The organism is Flavobacterium sp. GT3P67 (assembly GCF_004349155.1).
Taxonomy (GTDB): domain Bacteria; phylum Bacteroidota; class Bacteroidia; order Flavobacteriales; family Flavobacteriaceae; genus Flavobacterium; species Flavobacterium ranwuense.
Genome location: NZ_SMLF01000006.1, coordinates 166,395 through 182,019 on the forward strand (window position 1 = coordinate 166,395; position 15,625 = coordinate 182,019).

Annotated in this window: 12 protein-coding genes; 5 read left to right on the forward strand and 7 right to left on the reverse strand. The window is 31.1% G+C overall.

The features are described 5' to 3' along the window. From E0H99_RS11315 to E0H99_RS11330, 4 genes are all read right to left on the reverse strand, one after another. Entirely contained in the window at positions 1-1,563 is a 1,563-nt protein-coding gene (locus E0H99_RS11315; protein ID WP_131995398.1) for a vitamin K epoxide reductase family protein, read from the reverse strand. Between the two features lie 233 nt (positions 1,564-1,796). Continuing rightward, positions 1,797-3,005 (reverse strand): TlpA family protein disulfide reductase, encoded by a 1,209-nt coding sequence (locus E0H99_RS11320; protein WP_165930291.1) that lies wholly within the window; start codon positions 3,003-3,005, stop codon positions 1,797-1,799. A 201-nt stretch (positions 3,006-3,206) separates the two neighbouring features. Then, positions 3,207-3,374: a TIGR04149 family rSAM-modified RiPP gene (locus E0H99_RS17560; protein WP_131995404.1), complete on the reverse strand. Its 168-nt coding sequence runs from the start codon at positions 3,372-3,374 to the stop codon at positions 3,207-3,209. Positions 3,375-3,596: 222 nt separating this feature from the next. Continuing rightward, positions 3,597-4,253: a response regulator transcription factor gene (locus E0H99_RS11330; protein ID WP_131995407.1), complete on the reverse strand. Its 657-nt coding sequence runs from the start codon at positions 4,251-4,253 to the stop codon at positions 3,597-3,599. Between the two features lie 99 nt (positions 4,254-4,352). Here E0H99_RS11330 and E0H99_RS11335 point away from each other — a divergent pair, with 99 nt between their 5' ends. From E0H99_RS11335 to E0H99_RS11355, 5 genes are all read left to right on the forward strand, one after another. Then, positions 4,353-5,066, forward strand: coding sequence for a LytR/AlgR family response regulator transcription factor (locus E0H99_RS11335; RefSeq protein WP_131995410.1), 714 nt, complete (start codon positions 4,353-4,355; stop codon positions 5,064-5,066). Between the two features lie 346 nt (positions 5,067-5,412). Then, complete coding sequence (locus tag E0H99_RS11340) at positions 5,413-5,604, forward strand: hypothetical protein (RefSeq protein WP_131995413.1); 192 nt, start codon at positions 5,413-5,415, stop codon at positions 5,602-5,604. A gap of 87 nt (positions 5,605-5,691) precedes the next feature. Beyond that, complete coding sequence (locus E0H99_RS11345) at positions 5,692-7,704, forward strand: tetratricopeptide repeat protein (RefSeq protein WP_131995416.1); 2,013 nt, start codon at positions 5,692-5,694, stop codon at positions 7,702-7,704. Between the two features lie 176 nt (positions 7,705-7,880). Next, on the forward strand, positions 7,881-8,057 hold the full coding sequence (locus tag E0H99_RS11350; protein WP_131995419.1) for a histone H1: 177 nt from the start codon (positions 7,881-7,883) through the stop codon (positions 8,055-8,057). A 1,310-nt stretch (positions 8,058-9,367) separates the two neighbouring features. Next, positions 9,368-9,631 (forward strand): hypothetical protein, encoded by a 264-nt coding sequence (locus tag E0H99_RS11355; RefSeq protein ID WP_131995422.1) that lies wholly within the window; start codon positions 9,368-9,370, stop codon positions 9,629-9,631. Between the two features lie 881 nt (positions 9,632-10,512). Here the strand turns inward: E0H99_RS11355 and E0H99_RS11360 are convergent. From E0H99_RS11360 to E0H99_RS11370, 3 genes are read right to left on the reverse strand one after another with little or no spacing between them, the layout of a single operon-like run. Beyond that, a complete protein-coding gene (locus E0H99_RS11360) occupies positions 10,513-11,559 on the reverse strand; it encodes a lipid A-modifier LpxR family protein (protein WP_131995425.1) in 1,047 nt (348 codons plus the stop codon). A gap of 5 nt (positions 11,560-11,564) precedes the next feature. Next, the gene (locus E0H99_RS11365) at positions 11,565-14,180 is read right to left on the reverse strand and encodes a M43 family zinc metalloprotease (protein WP_131995428.1); all 2,616 of its coding nucleotides are present in this window, start codon (positions 14,178-14,180) and stop codon (positions 11,565-11,567) included. A gap of 30 nt (positions 14,181-14,210) precedes the next feature. Beyond that, a complete protein-coding gene (locus E0H99_RS11370; protein WP_131995431.1) occupies positions 14,211-15,365 on the reverse strand; it encodes a hypothetical protein in 1,155 nt (384 codons plus the stop codon). Positions 15,366-15,625 lie beyond the last annotated feature (260 nt).

Below are 15,625 nucleotides of genomic sequence, written 5' to 3' on the forward strand. Positions count from 1 at the left end.
TTAAAATTTATCTTCGACCAATTCATTAATATAAAAAGGCAAATTACTTCTATCGTAAACTTTTGGATATTCGTATCCATTAACAAAAATAGATGGTGTGAAATTATATTCATTTTCTTCACACCATTTGTGTTGATTATCAAACATTATATCAAATTCCAATGTTAAATTTGTACGATACAAATCAAACCATTCATTAAGACTTATGTTATCAAACCAGCTTCTTAAAGCCGTCAAAAAAGCTTCTTCGCCATGATACTTATATATGAACATCAAGTTTCTGCACAATTCTTTTCCTTCTTCACTCTCTGTTTCAAGATTTGTTTTTAGAATTACTTGTATCAAAATATTGTTGTGATGTTTTTCTAAAATTCCCTCAATAATTTCATGAGAACCTTTACAATGTCCACAAAAAGGACTTGAAATAAGTGTAATTATAGTATTACTTTCTTTATTACCAAGTAGTATTAAACTTTTTGGTAGTTGAACCTTTTGTTTTGCCAATAAGGAATTTTTGAATATCGAATAATTTCGTTCAAAACGAATCGCTTTTAGTTGACCTTCTTTCAAATCTTTTTGCCTAATAAGTAATTTCTTGAAAGCCAACCAAGTAAATACAATTGACACAAAAATGAATGCAAAAACAACTATTATCTGGGAAGAAATAGCAAAATATGAATTTTGAAAAATAATTACATAACCCAATTCTAAAAAAATAACTGCGATAATAGCCAAACATATTGGACACCATTTATTCTCAATAAATCTTTGATAATAAACTGACAATAACAACACAGGAATTGACGATAAAAGCACAATTTTCTGAATTATAAAGTAACCGATCACATCTCCAGAAAACAAGAAAACTAGAAATCCCAGAAATTGAGAGGTAAAAAAAACTAAACTCAGGTCACTAAAATTAATTATTTCAAAAATTTTCCACTTAACAGAGCCTACTACCGCAGAGCAACTTGTAGAGCTTGTCATATTGCAAAAGCTATTTAATAATTCATTTTGTTGTGTATCAAATAAATCTTTTAAAGCTGCAATAGAAAACAACATTCCTAATATAGGAAATAAAAAAAATAATTTGGTTTGCAAGCTTCCCTCTAGCCCAAACAAAACCAATGTAAAAGTTATTAAAAAAGATAAAGCAAATATCCATGATAATTTATTGCTAGATTTAGTTCTCTCTACTTCTGATTTTTCGACCAAAAGTACTATGCTTTCCCATCTTGCTTCAATTTCTTGTTGAGACATGATAAAAGTTGTTTTATCTTGTATTTGAATATATTCCTTCCCCTTTTTTTCAATAAACGAAAGTCGTGGTATGTTATTTTCTTCTTTAAGAAAAGCCATAAAACGCTCGGGCAGCAATTCGATTTCGGAACTAGGTAAACGGATAGCATCATTATCTATATTCAGGAAGGACAAAGTATCTACAAGAGCCAAAAAAGATGGATAGTCAGGATGAAATTTTATTTGAAACTCAAATTCTTTTTTATCAATATTAATTTTTTCTTTATGCAAATATTGGTAGAGGTAATTATAATTTTCGATCATAAATAAAAATTTCAGAGAAAATAATTTAAATTAATAACTTGTTTAGCATAATCACTAATTGTGCATTGTCAAATTACAGAAATTGATCACATTTTTCTAGTTGACAGTAATGATTTTTGAAATTAAAACGCTAATATTATTTGTAAATATTTATTGATTATTAGTAACCTGAAGATTTTAGGAATTAAAACCTAAAATATTCAACAGTTTTGTAAATTTTACAGTGATGCAAATTATTCATATTTATAAAATTCAATATCTTCAGTAAGTTTTTCAAGTGATAAACCATAAATCTCTAAATCTTTTTTCATATCCTCTAACGAATTATTTTTTAAGATAAAATCATACTTCCCATTAAGGTTAGTTTTATTTTTTACTATTACTTTATAGTAAAGACCAATACTTTTTATAGCATCATCCATACCAAGATTTGAAAAAAGGAAATGGGTACCATTAAACCCATTTTTTACTTCTGTTTCATTTATAATTTCTTCAAGTTTATTTTTGTTTTGTACTTTAAAAACATAAACATCAGTTTTTTTAAGGATCACGTTTTCAGTAAGGTGTAAAGATTTTATGAGGTTCATTTTAACGTCTTGTTTAGATTCTTTTTCAGTGTTAAAATTTTTGTTTTTATAAAACAAGCTATAGTTTTGTTCTTTTAAATTCTCCGGTAATATGATTTGCGACTCGGAAATATTAGATAAATTTGATATAATTGAAATCAAATTTTTGTTTAAATCAAAATACAAGCCTTGCTCTCTTAAAGTATTTACATTCATACTAAATTCGTTTTTTTTTCCATTTAATAAAGTAAAGGAATACATTGATGCTTCATCATATATCATTTTGTAAGCGATATCTGTGATTTTTTCTTCTCCTGATTTAATAAATATAGGGCCTGACTGTTCATCAATATTTGGATAATCGGAACCACTTAATTCTTTGTTATTAATAAATTTCTCTAAAATCGAATCATTAAGGTCATGTGGGGTACCAATCCATTTAACTATTCCTTTAGTATCAATTAAAATGGTAGCTGGAATACTATAGCTACCATCTTTATCTCCTATAAAATTTTTAAATGTTTTTCCTGTTTGATCACTTACCACAATTGAATTAAAAGGAATTCTCTTTAAAGTCCTTAATACTTTATCAGGCTTTTCATCAGTAATTGATATGAATACAAAATCTTTTTTGAATTCAAATTTCTTTTGCAAAATATTCAAATTAGGAACTTCTTCTAAACATGGTCCACACCAAGTAGCCCAAAACTCCAATAATATTAGTTTGTTTGAGAAATCTTTGTCAATAGGAGTATTTAAAATATAATCTGTTATATTAATGTTTGGTGCCCTGTAACCCACCTTCAATTCATTTTGACCAAAAGCTATAGTAGAAACTAAAAGCGCAATTACAAACAAAAAATTTTTATTTTTCATAAAATATATATTTTTTAACATACTCATTAACTTTATTTATTCTTTAACAGATTGATAATTTCCCTTAGAATCAACAATTTTTTTTTAATATTCTTAAATAATAATCACTATTAACCGACTAATTTTTTCTACCGGAGGAAATAGCTTTACCTACATTGAAAATAAATATTAGTCAGTTAACAGTAATTTTTAAATCTTACCCTAACAAGCAGTCAATGTGCCACTAGAACAATAAGGTATTCCCTGGCCATTAGACCATTGTCTACAACTACTTGTTCCTCCGCAAGAATAACCACAACCACCAGTTATAGCTCTCATTTCATCTCTTTTAAGACTGTTTTTAACGTCTTTTAAACTAATTTTTTTCATCTTGTTCTTTTTAGTTAATTAATAAATATTTTTTTTAAAATCACTCCCAAATCATTTTTGATAAATTTTCCAAGTGCACTTGGATTCATTTATGAAAACGAATGTAAGATAATTCCGTGCCGAAAATCTAACTTAGAATTGAAATACAGTTACAACGACAACGACCTTTAACAAAGAAGGTTGTTTTTGAGTAAAATATGTTAAAAATTAAAAGAAAAGCTTTTAAATAAATCCCTGTTTTATGGCTTCTTTTACCAGACCAGTATCGTCCGCAACATCAAAAGCCTTTTTCATGCGGATAATCCGTTTTTGAATGGTGCTTGTAGTAAGGTGGATAATACTTTCCAACTCTTTTATTTTAAATCCTTTTGACAAATAAAGTAGTATTTGACGGTTGTAGTCTTCAATCATTAATTCCTTTTTCCATATTTCATTGATGCACTTTTTTACAATTGTGCTATAATATTGCTCTCCTGCAATGATAGCTATTACTGCTTGCTGCAACTTTTCAGGTGTAATATCATTTTTTATGATAAGTCCTTCCGGGCGGACTTTTTTAACTATATCATAAACTATGATAACTTCAGTGTGGGCAGTAATCATAATGATTTTACAATTAGGCATTTTTTCTCGTATAAAAATAGCTAAATCACTGCCAGATAAGATAGATTTTGCATCATAACCCGGTAAGCCTTTATCAATAATGGCTACATCAAATAATTCGTTTAGAGATAGTCTTCTTAACAAAGTAGCATAAGCCTCTTCACAATTATACGCTTTTGTAAAAATGGGGTTACACAATCCAAAAGGAATTGCTAAAAGAGCATTACTATAGCCCTCTACAGTCATTGGATGATCATCTACTAAAAAAACATTCATGGATTGGATTATTTAACTTTAACAAAATAGGCAGTTTTTCTGCAACAAAAAAATAAGGTACTTGTCTAGCTTGCAATACTATTACTTTAGATCTACGATATGCGTTTTCCTTTTCTCATTATTAATGATGATACTACTAAAATTAGGGAAACTTTAGAACTCTTCGAGAATTTTCCAAATTATTTTTGTGTGGGAATTGTCAAAGATAGTCAAACTGCCATAAATCAAATTATAAAATTAAAACCACAACTTGTCATTACACAAATTCCCATTCAAAATACTGACACTGACTTTTTTCTTAAAACTATAAATGACTTTTTCCTGTACGCAGAAACTATACCCTATTTCATTGCCATAGCTTCAGCTCCCGACTATGCGCTTAATGCCTTACAGGCTGGATTCTCTGATTATATAATAGCACCTTTACAATTACATGAATTAGGAAAAAGTCTTTTTAAATTCGAGAAAAGAAACCCTTCCACTTTATATTCTACTATTTGTCTCAAATCATATAGTGACTATCAATTTGTTGCTTTACAAGATATTGTGTTTTTAAAAGCGGACAATAATACTACAGATATTAAATTGTTCAACAATAAAACAGTAAATGCGTATAAAACATTAAAACATTTTGAAGAGACCTTACCATTCTATTTTCTAAGAATTCATAAAAGTTATATCGTTAATATTAATCATGTTTCACGGATTCATTTTAGCAAATCAAAATGTTATGTCAATTATAATGAAATCCTCCCTTTCTCACTAACATACAGGGATAATGTGGATGCCATAATCCGGAAAATCAATATTTAGTTCGCTTCAAAGCACTCTTTCCAGACTCTTCCCTACGCAATATATTCAAATTATTATTCAAAACAAAGGGTTTCACCCTTTAGATTCATACTAAAACTATTCTAGCAGATCGGTTCACTATAACCCTTTGAAATTATAAAAACAAACAAGTTTTTACTTGTTAATTTGCCCTCGTTATCATTAAACAGAAGCTTCTAAATAAATATTGAGAATGGGGAAAATCTGCTTTTTTGCAGTGTCACTTTCAATATTTCAGAACAGCTATTTCCCAGCTTTTCTTAAAAAAAGGTACTCCATTTTGGATTCGTACCAGTATAAAATTTTTCTAATTTTTTAAACACTTTTTATGAAAAAGCTATTAATTGCAATGGGCTGTATTTCGGCTATAATCTTAATGTCATCATGTACAACAGACAGTCTTGAATCTGATAAAAAAGAAAATTCAAACAATTACAATAAAATTTCTGTATCGGCTACTGATGAGATCGCTTCCCCTCCTCCTCCATTAATAGATGATCGAGATAAAACTAAAGGCTAATTATTAGCTAAAAGCCAGATAATAAAAATTATCTGGCTTTTAATATTTATTTTTGATGAAATAAATAACAATTATCCCTTTTAGAAATTGAAAACAATACTTAGAATAATCTTTTTTATAAATTTATTTTTACTAATCATATCCTGCCAGAAGAAAAAAGAAAATATTGCCTCTGAAAATCGAGTCAAAATACTTTTAAAAAATTACGATTTATCATCGTCGATAGGCAATTATAAAGAAAAAACATTAGACACTGTATCTCTATATTTACTAAAACATAAAAATGATTCAATAAATAGAAATTTACTTTTTAAAGTTGCCAATAAGTATTATGAGTTAAATAAATATAACAAATATCTAAAATTAACGCTGAAAGTTAAAGAGTTTGCTTTAAAGCAAAAAGATACCTTCCATATGGCTAAGTCATTGTATTTTTTGGGAGAATACTATGAAGATAAAGCGCAATTAGACAGTTCATTTAGCTATTATAGTCAGTCTGAAAAACTCTACAGAAACGTAAAAGACACATTGAATTCAGGAAGAACAGCATTATACAAAGCTGGTATTTTATTTGACTCCGGTAACTTCACAGAAAGCGAAATTGGAGCTATAAATGCTCTGAAATTTCTTTCAAAAACGAACAATACCAGATTAGTTTACGAGAGTTACACTTTACTTGCTCTTTCATTAAAAGAATTAAACAATTTTGAAGAATCTTTAAAATATTTTGATCTGGCTTTAAATCAATTGCAAAGGCTTGAAAAAGAAGATTATCCAAAGGATAAATTACTAAAGTCAAGAATATCATGTTTCAATAACATAGGAAGAGTCTATGAAAAGCAAAAAAATTATAAACAAGCAATACTCTTCTATGAAAAAGGCTTGGCATTACAGGATTTAAAACTTAACTATCCAAAATCATATGCAATGTTACTAGACAATATGGCTTATTCAAAAATGAAGGAAGGAGACTTTAAAGATATTGATAAATTGTTGTTTGAGTCATTAAAGATTAGTGACAGTATGGATATAGCTCAGGGTATTGTATCCAGTAAAATTAACATTGGAGAATATTATTTATATAAAAATGATACAATCAAAGGATTATCTTATATCACTGAGGGTTTTAAACTAGCTAAAAAAATTGAAGCTGGTCCTTTTATAATACGATCATTAAAATTGTTAACGGAAAATGATTCCAAAAATAAAAGCTATTATTCCAATTTATACGTCAAAGTAAATGACAGTATTCAAAATGTAGAGCGAATTACCAGAAATAAATTTGCAAGAATAGCTTATGAAACGGATCAAATAGAGGAGAAAAATGAAATCCTATCTCAAAAAAATACCAATATTATTCTTGGTTCTGGAATTATTATAATTTTCTTGGGGGTCTTTTTTGCTTTATATCGTCTACAATCGAAAAACAAAGAGTTGCAATTTATTAAAGAACAGCAAGAAGCAAACGAAAAAATCTATCAGCTGATGCTAGCACAGCAATCTGAAACAGAACATGCCAGAAATGAAGAAAGAAACCGCATAGCAATGGAATTACATGATGGCATAATAAATAGCGTTTTTACTACCCGTTTTAATTTAATCCAATTAGAATCGAATTCTCCTAGTAAAAAGCAAGAACTAATAAATGAACTTGAAAAAACAGAGCAAGAAATCAGAAGAGTTTCTCATGATTTAACTCAAAATCTTCTTTTTGAGGATAAAAGTTTACCGGAGATTCTTAATTCCTTGGTCGACTCTCAACAAAACAAATACAATACAAAATTTGATCTCTCAGTCGATAAATATATTGATTGGTCTGTTATAACGGGGGCCAACAAAATACATATTTATCGGATCATTCAGGAAGCCATACAGAATAGTAATAAATACTCCGAAGCTGAAAGATGTTTCATAATGCTACTAAAAACAGGAGATAAAATAACCATCCGCATTTGGGATAATGGTATTGGTTTTAATACTGAAAAAGTGAGACACGGAATAGGGCTAAAAAATATTAAAGACAGAGCAAAAATATTAAAGGGTGAACTAAAACTTAATTCAAGTCCAGAAAATGGGACTACTATAGAAATAGTATTTTAATAGATAATCAATACTATTATACAACCTTCCAATTTATACGTTTTTCCCAAAGTTCTCTCAGGCTTTTTTAACTAAAGCCGTAGTTACCGCTAAAAATACTACTAATTTTAACAGCAAATTATTTCTGACTATGGAGCAAAATTCTATTTTTGCGCCCTAATTTAATAAATACTATCATGAAAGATTTAATTGCAAAAATCAACGCTGAATTCGAAACATTCAAAACAGAATCTGAATCATTAATTGAAAAAGGTGTTAAAGCTGCTGGAGCGAGAGCTCGTAAATCAACTTTGGAGCTGGAAAAACTATTAAAAGAGTTTAGAAAAGTTTCTATAGAAGAATCAAAAAAATAAATTCTTATTTAATGATTAACCCTCTGGATTTTCTGGAGGGTTTTTTATTAGCCACTACTTTACCTCACCACCTTGTTGCAACATGCGCTACTCTGTTGAAACATAACAATACTTCTTGTTCTTGAATCTATTATACAATGGCTATTTCTTTGTTCTATTTTTTACTATCATTTGCCTCTGTTAATCAACCGCTTTAATTCCGGCTTCGATTAATTTTGGATTAGTAAACTCATAACCTATCCAACGGAGGGACAAGAACTCATAAATCAACTTTGAAACTAGAAAAATTTTAGTAGTATCACATGCAATTCCGGAATTGAATACTTAAAATTAAGATTTAAACTACCTCAAATCTAAAGACACTCCTGTATTATTTTTTGTTTGTGAAAAGCAATTGTAATTGTGCTTAATTCTTACATTGACCATTATAAATTTAAACTTAGAATACTTCAAATACAACGTTGCTCCTTCCTTACTCTTTTATCTATCAAAAAGTGAAAATCATAGTGTGTAATTCGCGAATTGAATACTTTAAAATTAGACTAAAACTACTTCAAGCCCCAAGCTTTCTCTAACGTTATCTTTTTTATAAAAAGCAAATAACAAAGTGTGTAATTCGCGAATTGAATACTCCAAATTCACTCTTAAACCAGTTTAAATCCAAAGCTCACTCTATCATTTATCTTTTTTTGCAAAAAACAACTAGCGCAGTGACCCGTCCTAAAATAACTATACCAATTATTAAATAAATCCTATTCTAACCATGCAACTTTGATCCTTAATCCTGAACTTTCAATACCGCAGATTTTTCATAGTTAATAGGTTAATTAATAGTTAAATCGTTTATTTCTAATTATTTACTATTTATATAATTGTATCTTTGAGTGTGGTTTTGATTCATCATTTGAGTAAAACTATCTGAAAAGAAAAGCTAATTCAAATAATCATTTCATGCTTAACGGTATGAGTTGATCAATGGTAAATCAGAATCTACAATCGGAGGCCCTTTAAAAGGCCTCCTTTTTTTTTCTATACTGACTGTTATATAGTATTACTGATACACTCCACATGTGCTAGATAAAGCTATTCTCATACAAGCTCGAAATGAGAAGAATACAACGTTTTAAAAGTAAAAAAAAAATAATACCAAATAATTCACTTCACATCCGTGAACTACCAAGATATACAAAATTGTTTTTTATCATTTAATACGCTATCGATTTCAAAAAAAAAGTCTTTCTGCAATACAATCATTTTATTTCTTTTTCACTGAATAATTCCTTATATTTAGATTTAATTAAAACCTATTTATGTCAAATAAATCCAATTTTATACAAAAAATAATCGATTTACTTTCTGAAAATAATCCAATTCAAAAAGAACTATTAGGCAATGAGATCATTAATGTATTCTCAAAAGCAAAAAACAAAGAATGCTATACCGAAATATTAAAAACTGAATCTATTGAAAAACTACGCTATTTCATTAAAGATTTTCTACTTCATGATAACACTTTAACTAGAGAACGTTTAACTATAGCTGCTCAATCTGAATGTGTTTTTATTACCGACTGACCCTTATCTTATAAATAGCAAGTCTGCTTCAACTAGTTTCTATAAATTATGTATTTACTTTTTATAACTTCGTTTTTAGAATTACCTTACGGTTTCTAGCTCATAATGTTATTATTTGAACAAGGGTGTTATTTACACTCGTTTTGTATACAAGTGTGAGAATATGAAAAATTTAATCTCGTTTTGTTTTTGACGGTAAAATTTACCCTCGTTATTTTTTGCGTCCGTTTTTTGCAGGTAGGGAAAAGGAAACCTGCTTTTTCAGAGATCTATTGAATTTGCAGGTATAAAAATATATTCAAATTAAGCTAATTGCACAAATCCGTTGTAGTACCTGTTAGTGGCTGTCATCTTTTAGGATAATTAGATGTAAAGTCTTTTGTCGTTACCGTAAAGAATCACTGAGCCTTCTTCGTTTTTTCCTAAATGACAAAGCTCTTTTCGAAATCTATCAATAGCACTAGGCTCTTCAATTATTTCTAATTTCAACTTGTTTTTTCTTCCTGTCGGTATTCAGTTGCGACATTACTTTCAATGTTTATTTCCACTCCAATTATATCCACTTTTTCCAATAGAATAATATTTCATTGAAAAGTAGTCATAAGTCAATTCCTTTTTTTCTTTAATTACATTTCCTGCGATGGCTCCGAGAAGGGCACTTGCTTCTTAAATTCAATTATTTCTTTTCCAGTATCCATTCTGTTTTTCAAAAATTACCGCAACTTTCCTAGACCAGCCAGTAACGTCTCCCACATTTTTGAGAATGTTCATTAGCTTTTTCGTTTGTATTATTGTCTTGAGATAATGATACAAGCCTATGGTTTCCCGCACTGTGTTGCACTCCGCTCGTAACGACGTACAGAACTTCTAGTACGTGATTATTATTTATAATTCCATCTGGCTGGTGAAAAACCTATAGTTACTGCTCCCCAGTTATGAAATGATTTGCCCCCTTCAAATTCCCTACTTCGCCCAAAATGGGCATATTTTAAAGACAGGAAGTCACATATCGTCATATTGAAACCTGCATTAAATTCAAATAATACTCTTTTAACATCAGAATGATCAATGGTATAAGCACTTTTATCATTAAACATCAGGCCTTCAAGCGTCGCGTTATACCCCACAAATCTAATATTTGGTTCAGCAAAAAAACTAAATCTGAATTTTCTGTTTTGCTCCTTATAATCATACTTTATTTCCTTACCCTCTTTTATCAAAGTGGGCATATTTACATAACTGTCCTGAAATATCCCGGAATTTATATTAATGAAATTAAATTTCATACCGGCTTGCAGGTTGATCATATAGTTTCCAATATCAATTTTCCCAACACCACTTGCAATGAAACAATTAAAGTCTGTGTCTGATCCGTCAGCTCTAGTTATTTGTTTTTGAAAACGGGTATTATAATTCAAAATCAAACTCCCGTTATAGCCTATTTGATTGTCCCATCCTCTGGGAATTGGTCTTTCTGATCCGAACCAATGATTCTCATGCAGATGGGATTGGGCATTTCCGGGAATAGAGGTACCCATTAATCCAACAATAAATTCAGATTGAACCATTTCAGCCCGGTCCATAGCATAGAAATTGTTTCCGAAATTTAAAAATAGTAAGGAGGCGTACGGTCTGTCTCCGGTTACAACCGCTGCTTCTGCTAAATCCTGAGGAGTATAAGCAGTGGCACCCAGCCCAATCCTACTAACATTTAAGGAATGTTCACTCTTGTATTTTATAAAAAGCCATTTTGTTTTCATTTCCGGAAATAGCGCTTCAACTTTTAAACCACCGGTGTAATTTTCATCTTCATTGCCCAAACCAAGAAAGTCATTGTCATGAGTTATTACAACCTGAAAACCTTTAGTCCCTTGCGACATATTTTTTGACGCGCTGAATAAAAGCAATAGTAGCATAATTTTTTTCATCCTCTTTATTTTTTAGATTTTGAATATAGGGTCAACAAGGGAATATCAATAAGAATTGAAAAGCTTAGACGTGAAACATCTTTTATACCTTCTGGTACGGTAGTAGTATCGTTAGTGTACTCTATTTCTCTAAGATTACTGATATAATTGTATTTAGCGCCAATGGTAATCGGAGTCTTATTGAAATTATAAAAAAGGCCAACACCCGGAGTCAAAAAATGCTCAAAACGAAGTTCAGCATACGTAGTATTGTCACCTTTAAACCGCGTATTGACCAAAGAACCCAGATCAATTAGCTCAAGAAACAAAGACACTGACCCTAATCTTCTTGGCATAAATGAAAGAGAAATACCAATTGGAGCGGTAATTCCGGCATAATAGGAATCTTCTGAGCTATTGTTTTTAATGGATTCATAACCACCGGTTATTCCAGCATAACTATTCACTGAAATATTGAATGGTGCAATTCTCTTTTGGCTGGATGTACCTATCGGCTCAATATAGGTTTTAAGAATATTTTTTATCTGTGTACCATCTTTGTCACCGGCAATCTGTGCGGCAACAAGCAGTAATTTGTACTCCGTGTGGTCTTCCTGCATAAGCGTTCCGAAATCGGTCACTATTTGTGAAATGGCGGTTGGATATTCTTTTAGGGTTAAAGCTTCAAAAATGGAGATACAGGCTGCGGAAGTCCTGATGATTTTTTCATTAAGTTCATAGATCTCATTTAGCTTTTTATTTTTATATATCGTATGGAACAGTTCATAAAAACTGTCGTTTATCAGTTTCACATAAGCCAGTTGATCTTGAAAGGTTTCAAGCTTATAACCTTTACTTTTAATAAACGAATAGGAATCATTTAATTTTCGGACAAACAAAAGTAACTCCTGTATCTCCCTTTTTCTTTCGAGTTCTTCTAAACTGTCTAAATGAGTTTTCAACTCAGGAAAACAGCTTAATTGTTGGTACAATAACTCATAAGTGTTTCTAACCCTGTCTTCTTTTGATTCTGGATCCAGTTGTGTTATGGGGTCAAGCCAGAAAGTGTCATTAGGGGCAGTAGGTAATAAAGCATTGGAAAGAATGGCTGCAATGCTCGTTATTTCGTTTAGCTTGGGTGACGTATATCGTTTTGCAGAAACTTTATTGAGAATGCTTTGCAAATTATAGCCCTGCGCGCTGGAACTTACTATTATATCTCCTAGGGTAAGCATGTCCTTTACTTTTGGATAATCGTTTATTTTTGGGAAAAGGAGTTCAGGCTTTTCTCTAAATAGGATAGGGAGTTCCTTAAGATCGTTTTTAATCAGCAATTGTACTGCAGCAATGTCTAAACCGGTATACGAATTACCTGACTCGTATATTTTACGGATGTGTTCAGTGGTTTTAGGGAACAGCGCGTAAAAAGAGTTCGCCTGCACTATTTTAGAGCTATTGTCATTATCCGGTTCTATGACGTCTTTAAAAAAACGGTTCAGGGCCAGATGAAACATTTCTTTTTCAAATTGTTTCGCAATAATCAGGGATAATTCATTAATGACGGCAGCCTGCCAGTTAAAAGAATTTGCAGGTTCGGGTTGCTGAACTTCCACATCTAAACCCTTTTCCAATTTCTGTGTTGATTGTGAAAATTTCCTTATCAGGTCAGCTGTCTTAACCTGCTGACATCCGGTATATTTCTTTAAGATATCCTCAGCATACGTGCCGTATTCCTTTGAAGTTTTGTCGGCAGTCATCAATTTTAATACATCTCCATTTACATTATATTTTTCTCTTTTTATAATATTCACATCTTTACGCAGTTCCGGCAGTGTCATATATTTCAATGCATTTTGCCTCATCTCTTTTGCCTGTCCTTCCGTAAAAAAATCACGGGAGGCATTGTATCCCATAAAATTGGTTACCATCGTAGCATCAGTACAACTTACGTATGGATATTTTTTATCACCAAAGAATTTTTTCTGTGCCTTAGTATCATCTATTCCGTCACTATTGTTGCAGCCGCCTTCAAAAATATGACGCAAGCCTAGCCAATGCCCAGTTTCATGCGTTAGCGTCTTACTTTCATAATTCACGTTGTCATAATGGATTACGATTCCGTGATTAGCAGTTTCTACTGGCGTATACGCTCCCGTATTCGTTTCACAGATATATACATTCAGATATTTGTAAGGGTCATAAGGCGGACTCTCGGCAAACGCTTTTCTTTTTTGATATCTAAAAATCCCTGTTGCCGTTTTCTTTCTGATGATTCCGTTGGTTCTTGTCCCATCAGGTAATACTTCCGCTTTTCCAAAACGAAACTTAGTGTCCGTTCTGTTATACGCAGCATCTTTAGGCCTTTCTGCCGGATACAAAAGTGTACTTTCACCCTTAAAATCCTTCTGAAGTGATGTGAGCATTGCTTTAATAGCATCATCACTAACGTTCTCCTTATCATTTTTATAAAGGACATGGAAAATTACTGGAACAGGAATGGTAGTAATTCCTGCCTCATCAATAGATGTTCCAGCAGGTAACTGTACTCCGGTACCAATATGATCATCAGTGTGTCCTCTTCTGGTCCCACAACTGGTTATAAATAATGAACTAAATAATAATAAAAGTACTTTTTTCTTCATTTCAGATAGGTTTAGGGGTATTCTGCGTAATTATTCGATGAGTTTTTCTGCAAAATTTTTAAAATGAAAATTATTTTCAATATACTTCAGCCAACTGTGTGATCGTTGTTTCCTATTCCCATCGAAATAACTGAAATCCTCATAATCAAAAATAAAATCCTCGTTCATAAAAATTCTTCGGGTTTTTTCCAGTTCATTTCTCTTACAACCTAAAGTAGTTGAACCTAAAAATCTAGATAACGAATATCCTTTACTGTTCACAGGATCATAGGAATTAAAGCCAGTAATAAAAAAATAATTGGAGTCTGTCGTTCTGATATTTTTTCCCTTAATAGTCCGATTATGATACTCAAGAAATGTATTTTCTCCTGGAATTGCAGGAGCTATCATTCCAATATGAAATTCCTGTGAGGGTGAATTGTATACAGGATTTTCAAATTTCATTTTTAATTCGTTAAGTTGTGCATTCTTTAGTTTTTCAACATTAAATAGCGCAGTAGTAATTACAGAAGCGCCAAGGCTATGAGTTAAAACATATTTTTTTTTCTTGTTTAATTTTGAAAACAATCGTCGTAATTCGAATCCTGTGTTACTCGCGCTTGCCTGAGCGTTATCCCATATGTAGACAGGGTTATATAGTAATATTTTATTACCATTTTGTCGTGAAAGACCATCCCAATACACTTCAACAAATAAAAACCGATTGGGATAGTGACTTTCAATCCACTCTTTGGTTTTTTTCATTCCCATAGAAGAACTGTCGTCATCCGGTTTCGAGGGATGCTCGTTATAGCCATGAATAATGAAAAAAAGTTCTTTCTCTGAATAATTAAGCTGGGAAGCTTTCCTTGAAATTAAAGCTTCTTGTAGAGGACTATTGGTTACGCTGAGATTATGGATGTCCGGTTTAAGATTATATTGCTTGCAAATAGCATTATAAGTAACCGAATCATTTTCATAATATTGCTCCAGTCGGGAATCTGAAGCCCTTAAAAAAGAATCATCAATAGGATAATCAGGATACATATTACCTTTCCGATCAAAAAAGATCATTGCCACATCCGAATTGGCACTCTCAAATTGCTTTTTAACAGTTCCATAATTAATGTATAATCTATCAATGCTGTTGCAGCTTATGTTTAAAACAAAACTGAAGAGCACTGCTACCTTAACTTTACTATTCATGTGAAACCCTCTATTAATTGATAACTGGAAGAATTACTTACTTTCAAATATAAGAATAAAAATTAAAAAGTAAGAAATTAAATGTTAACACTTATTTTGATAAACTATTTAACATAATTTGATCTTATCATAGTCAACGGTCACATAAACAAAAAAAACGCTGTTATAAGGCAGTTTGACGTCCCGTGGCTTTGCGACAGCTGCGGACATTGGAACTGAGTTCTGTCGGTCAGACGAAACGAAGCTATTAAAAAAGTATG

What these genes read in the sequence shown, in the direction of transcription:
- E0H99_RS11365 (WP_131995428.1), bottom strand. Translation starts at nt 14,180, where the DNA reads ATGAAGAAAAAAGTACTTTTATTATTATTTAGTTCATTATTTATAACC.
- E0H99_RS11370 (WP_131995431.1), bottom strand. Translation starts at nt 15,365, where the DNA reads ATGAATAGTAAAGTTAAGGTAGCAGTGCTCTTCAGTTTTGTTTTAAAC.
- E0H99_RS11350 (WP_131995419.1), top strand. Translation starts at nt 7,881, where the DNA reads ATGAAAGATTTAATTGCAAAAATCAACGCTGAATTCGAAACATTCAAA.
- E0H99_RS11335 (WP_131995410.1), top strand. Translation starts at nt 4,353, where the DNA reads ATGCGTTTTCCTTTTCTCATTATTAATGATGATACTACTAAAATTAGG.
- E0H99_RS11340 (WP_131995413.1), top strand. Translation starts at nt 5,413, where the DNA reads ATGAAAAAGCTATTAATTGCAATGGGCTGTATTTCGGCTATAATCTTA.
- E0H99_RS11330 (WP_131995407.1), bottom strand. Translation starts at nt 4,253, where the DNA reads ATGAATGTTTTTTTAGTAGATGATCATCCAATGACTGTAGAGGGCTAT.
- E0H99_RS17560 (WP_131995404.1), bottom strand. Translation starts at nt 3,374, where the DNA reads ATGAAAAAAATTAGTTTAAAAGACGTTAAAAACAGTCTTAAAAGAGAT.
- E0H99_RS11355 (WP_131995422.1), top strand. Translation starts at nt 9,368, where the DNA reads ATGTCAAATAAATCCAATTTTATACAAAAAATAATCGATTTACTTTCT.
- E0H99_RS11360 (WP_131995425.1), bottom strand. Translation starts at nt 11,559, where the DNA reads ATGAAAAAAATTATGCTACTATTGCTTTTATTCAGCGCGTCAAAAAAT.
- E0H99_RS11320 (WP_165930291.1), bottom strand. Translation starts at nt 3,005, where the DNA reads ATGAAAAATAAAAATTTTTTGTTTGTAATTGCGCTTTTAGTTTCTACT.
- E0H99_RS11315 (WP_131995398.1), bottom strand. Translation starts at nt 1,563, where the DNA reads ATGATCGAAAATTATAATTACCTCTACCAATATTTGCATAAAGAAAAA.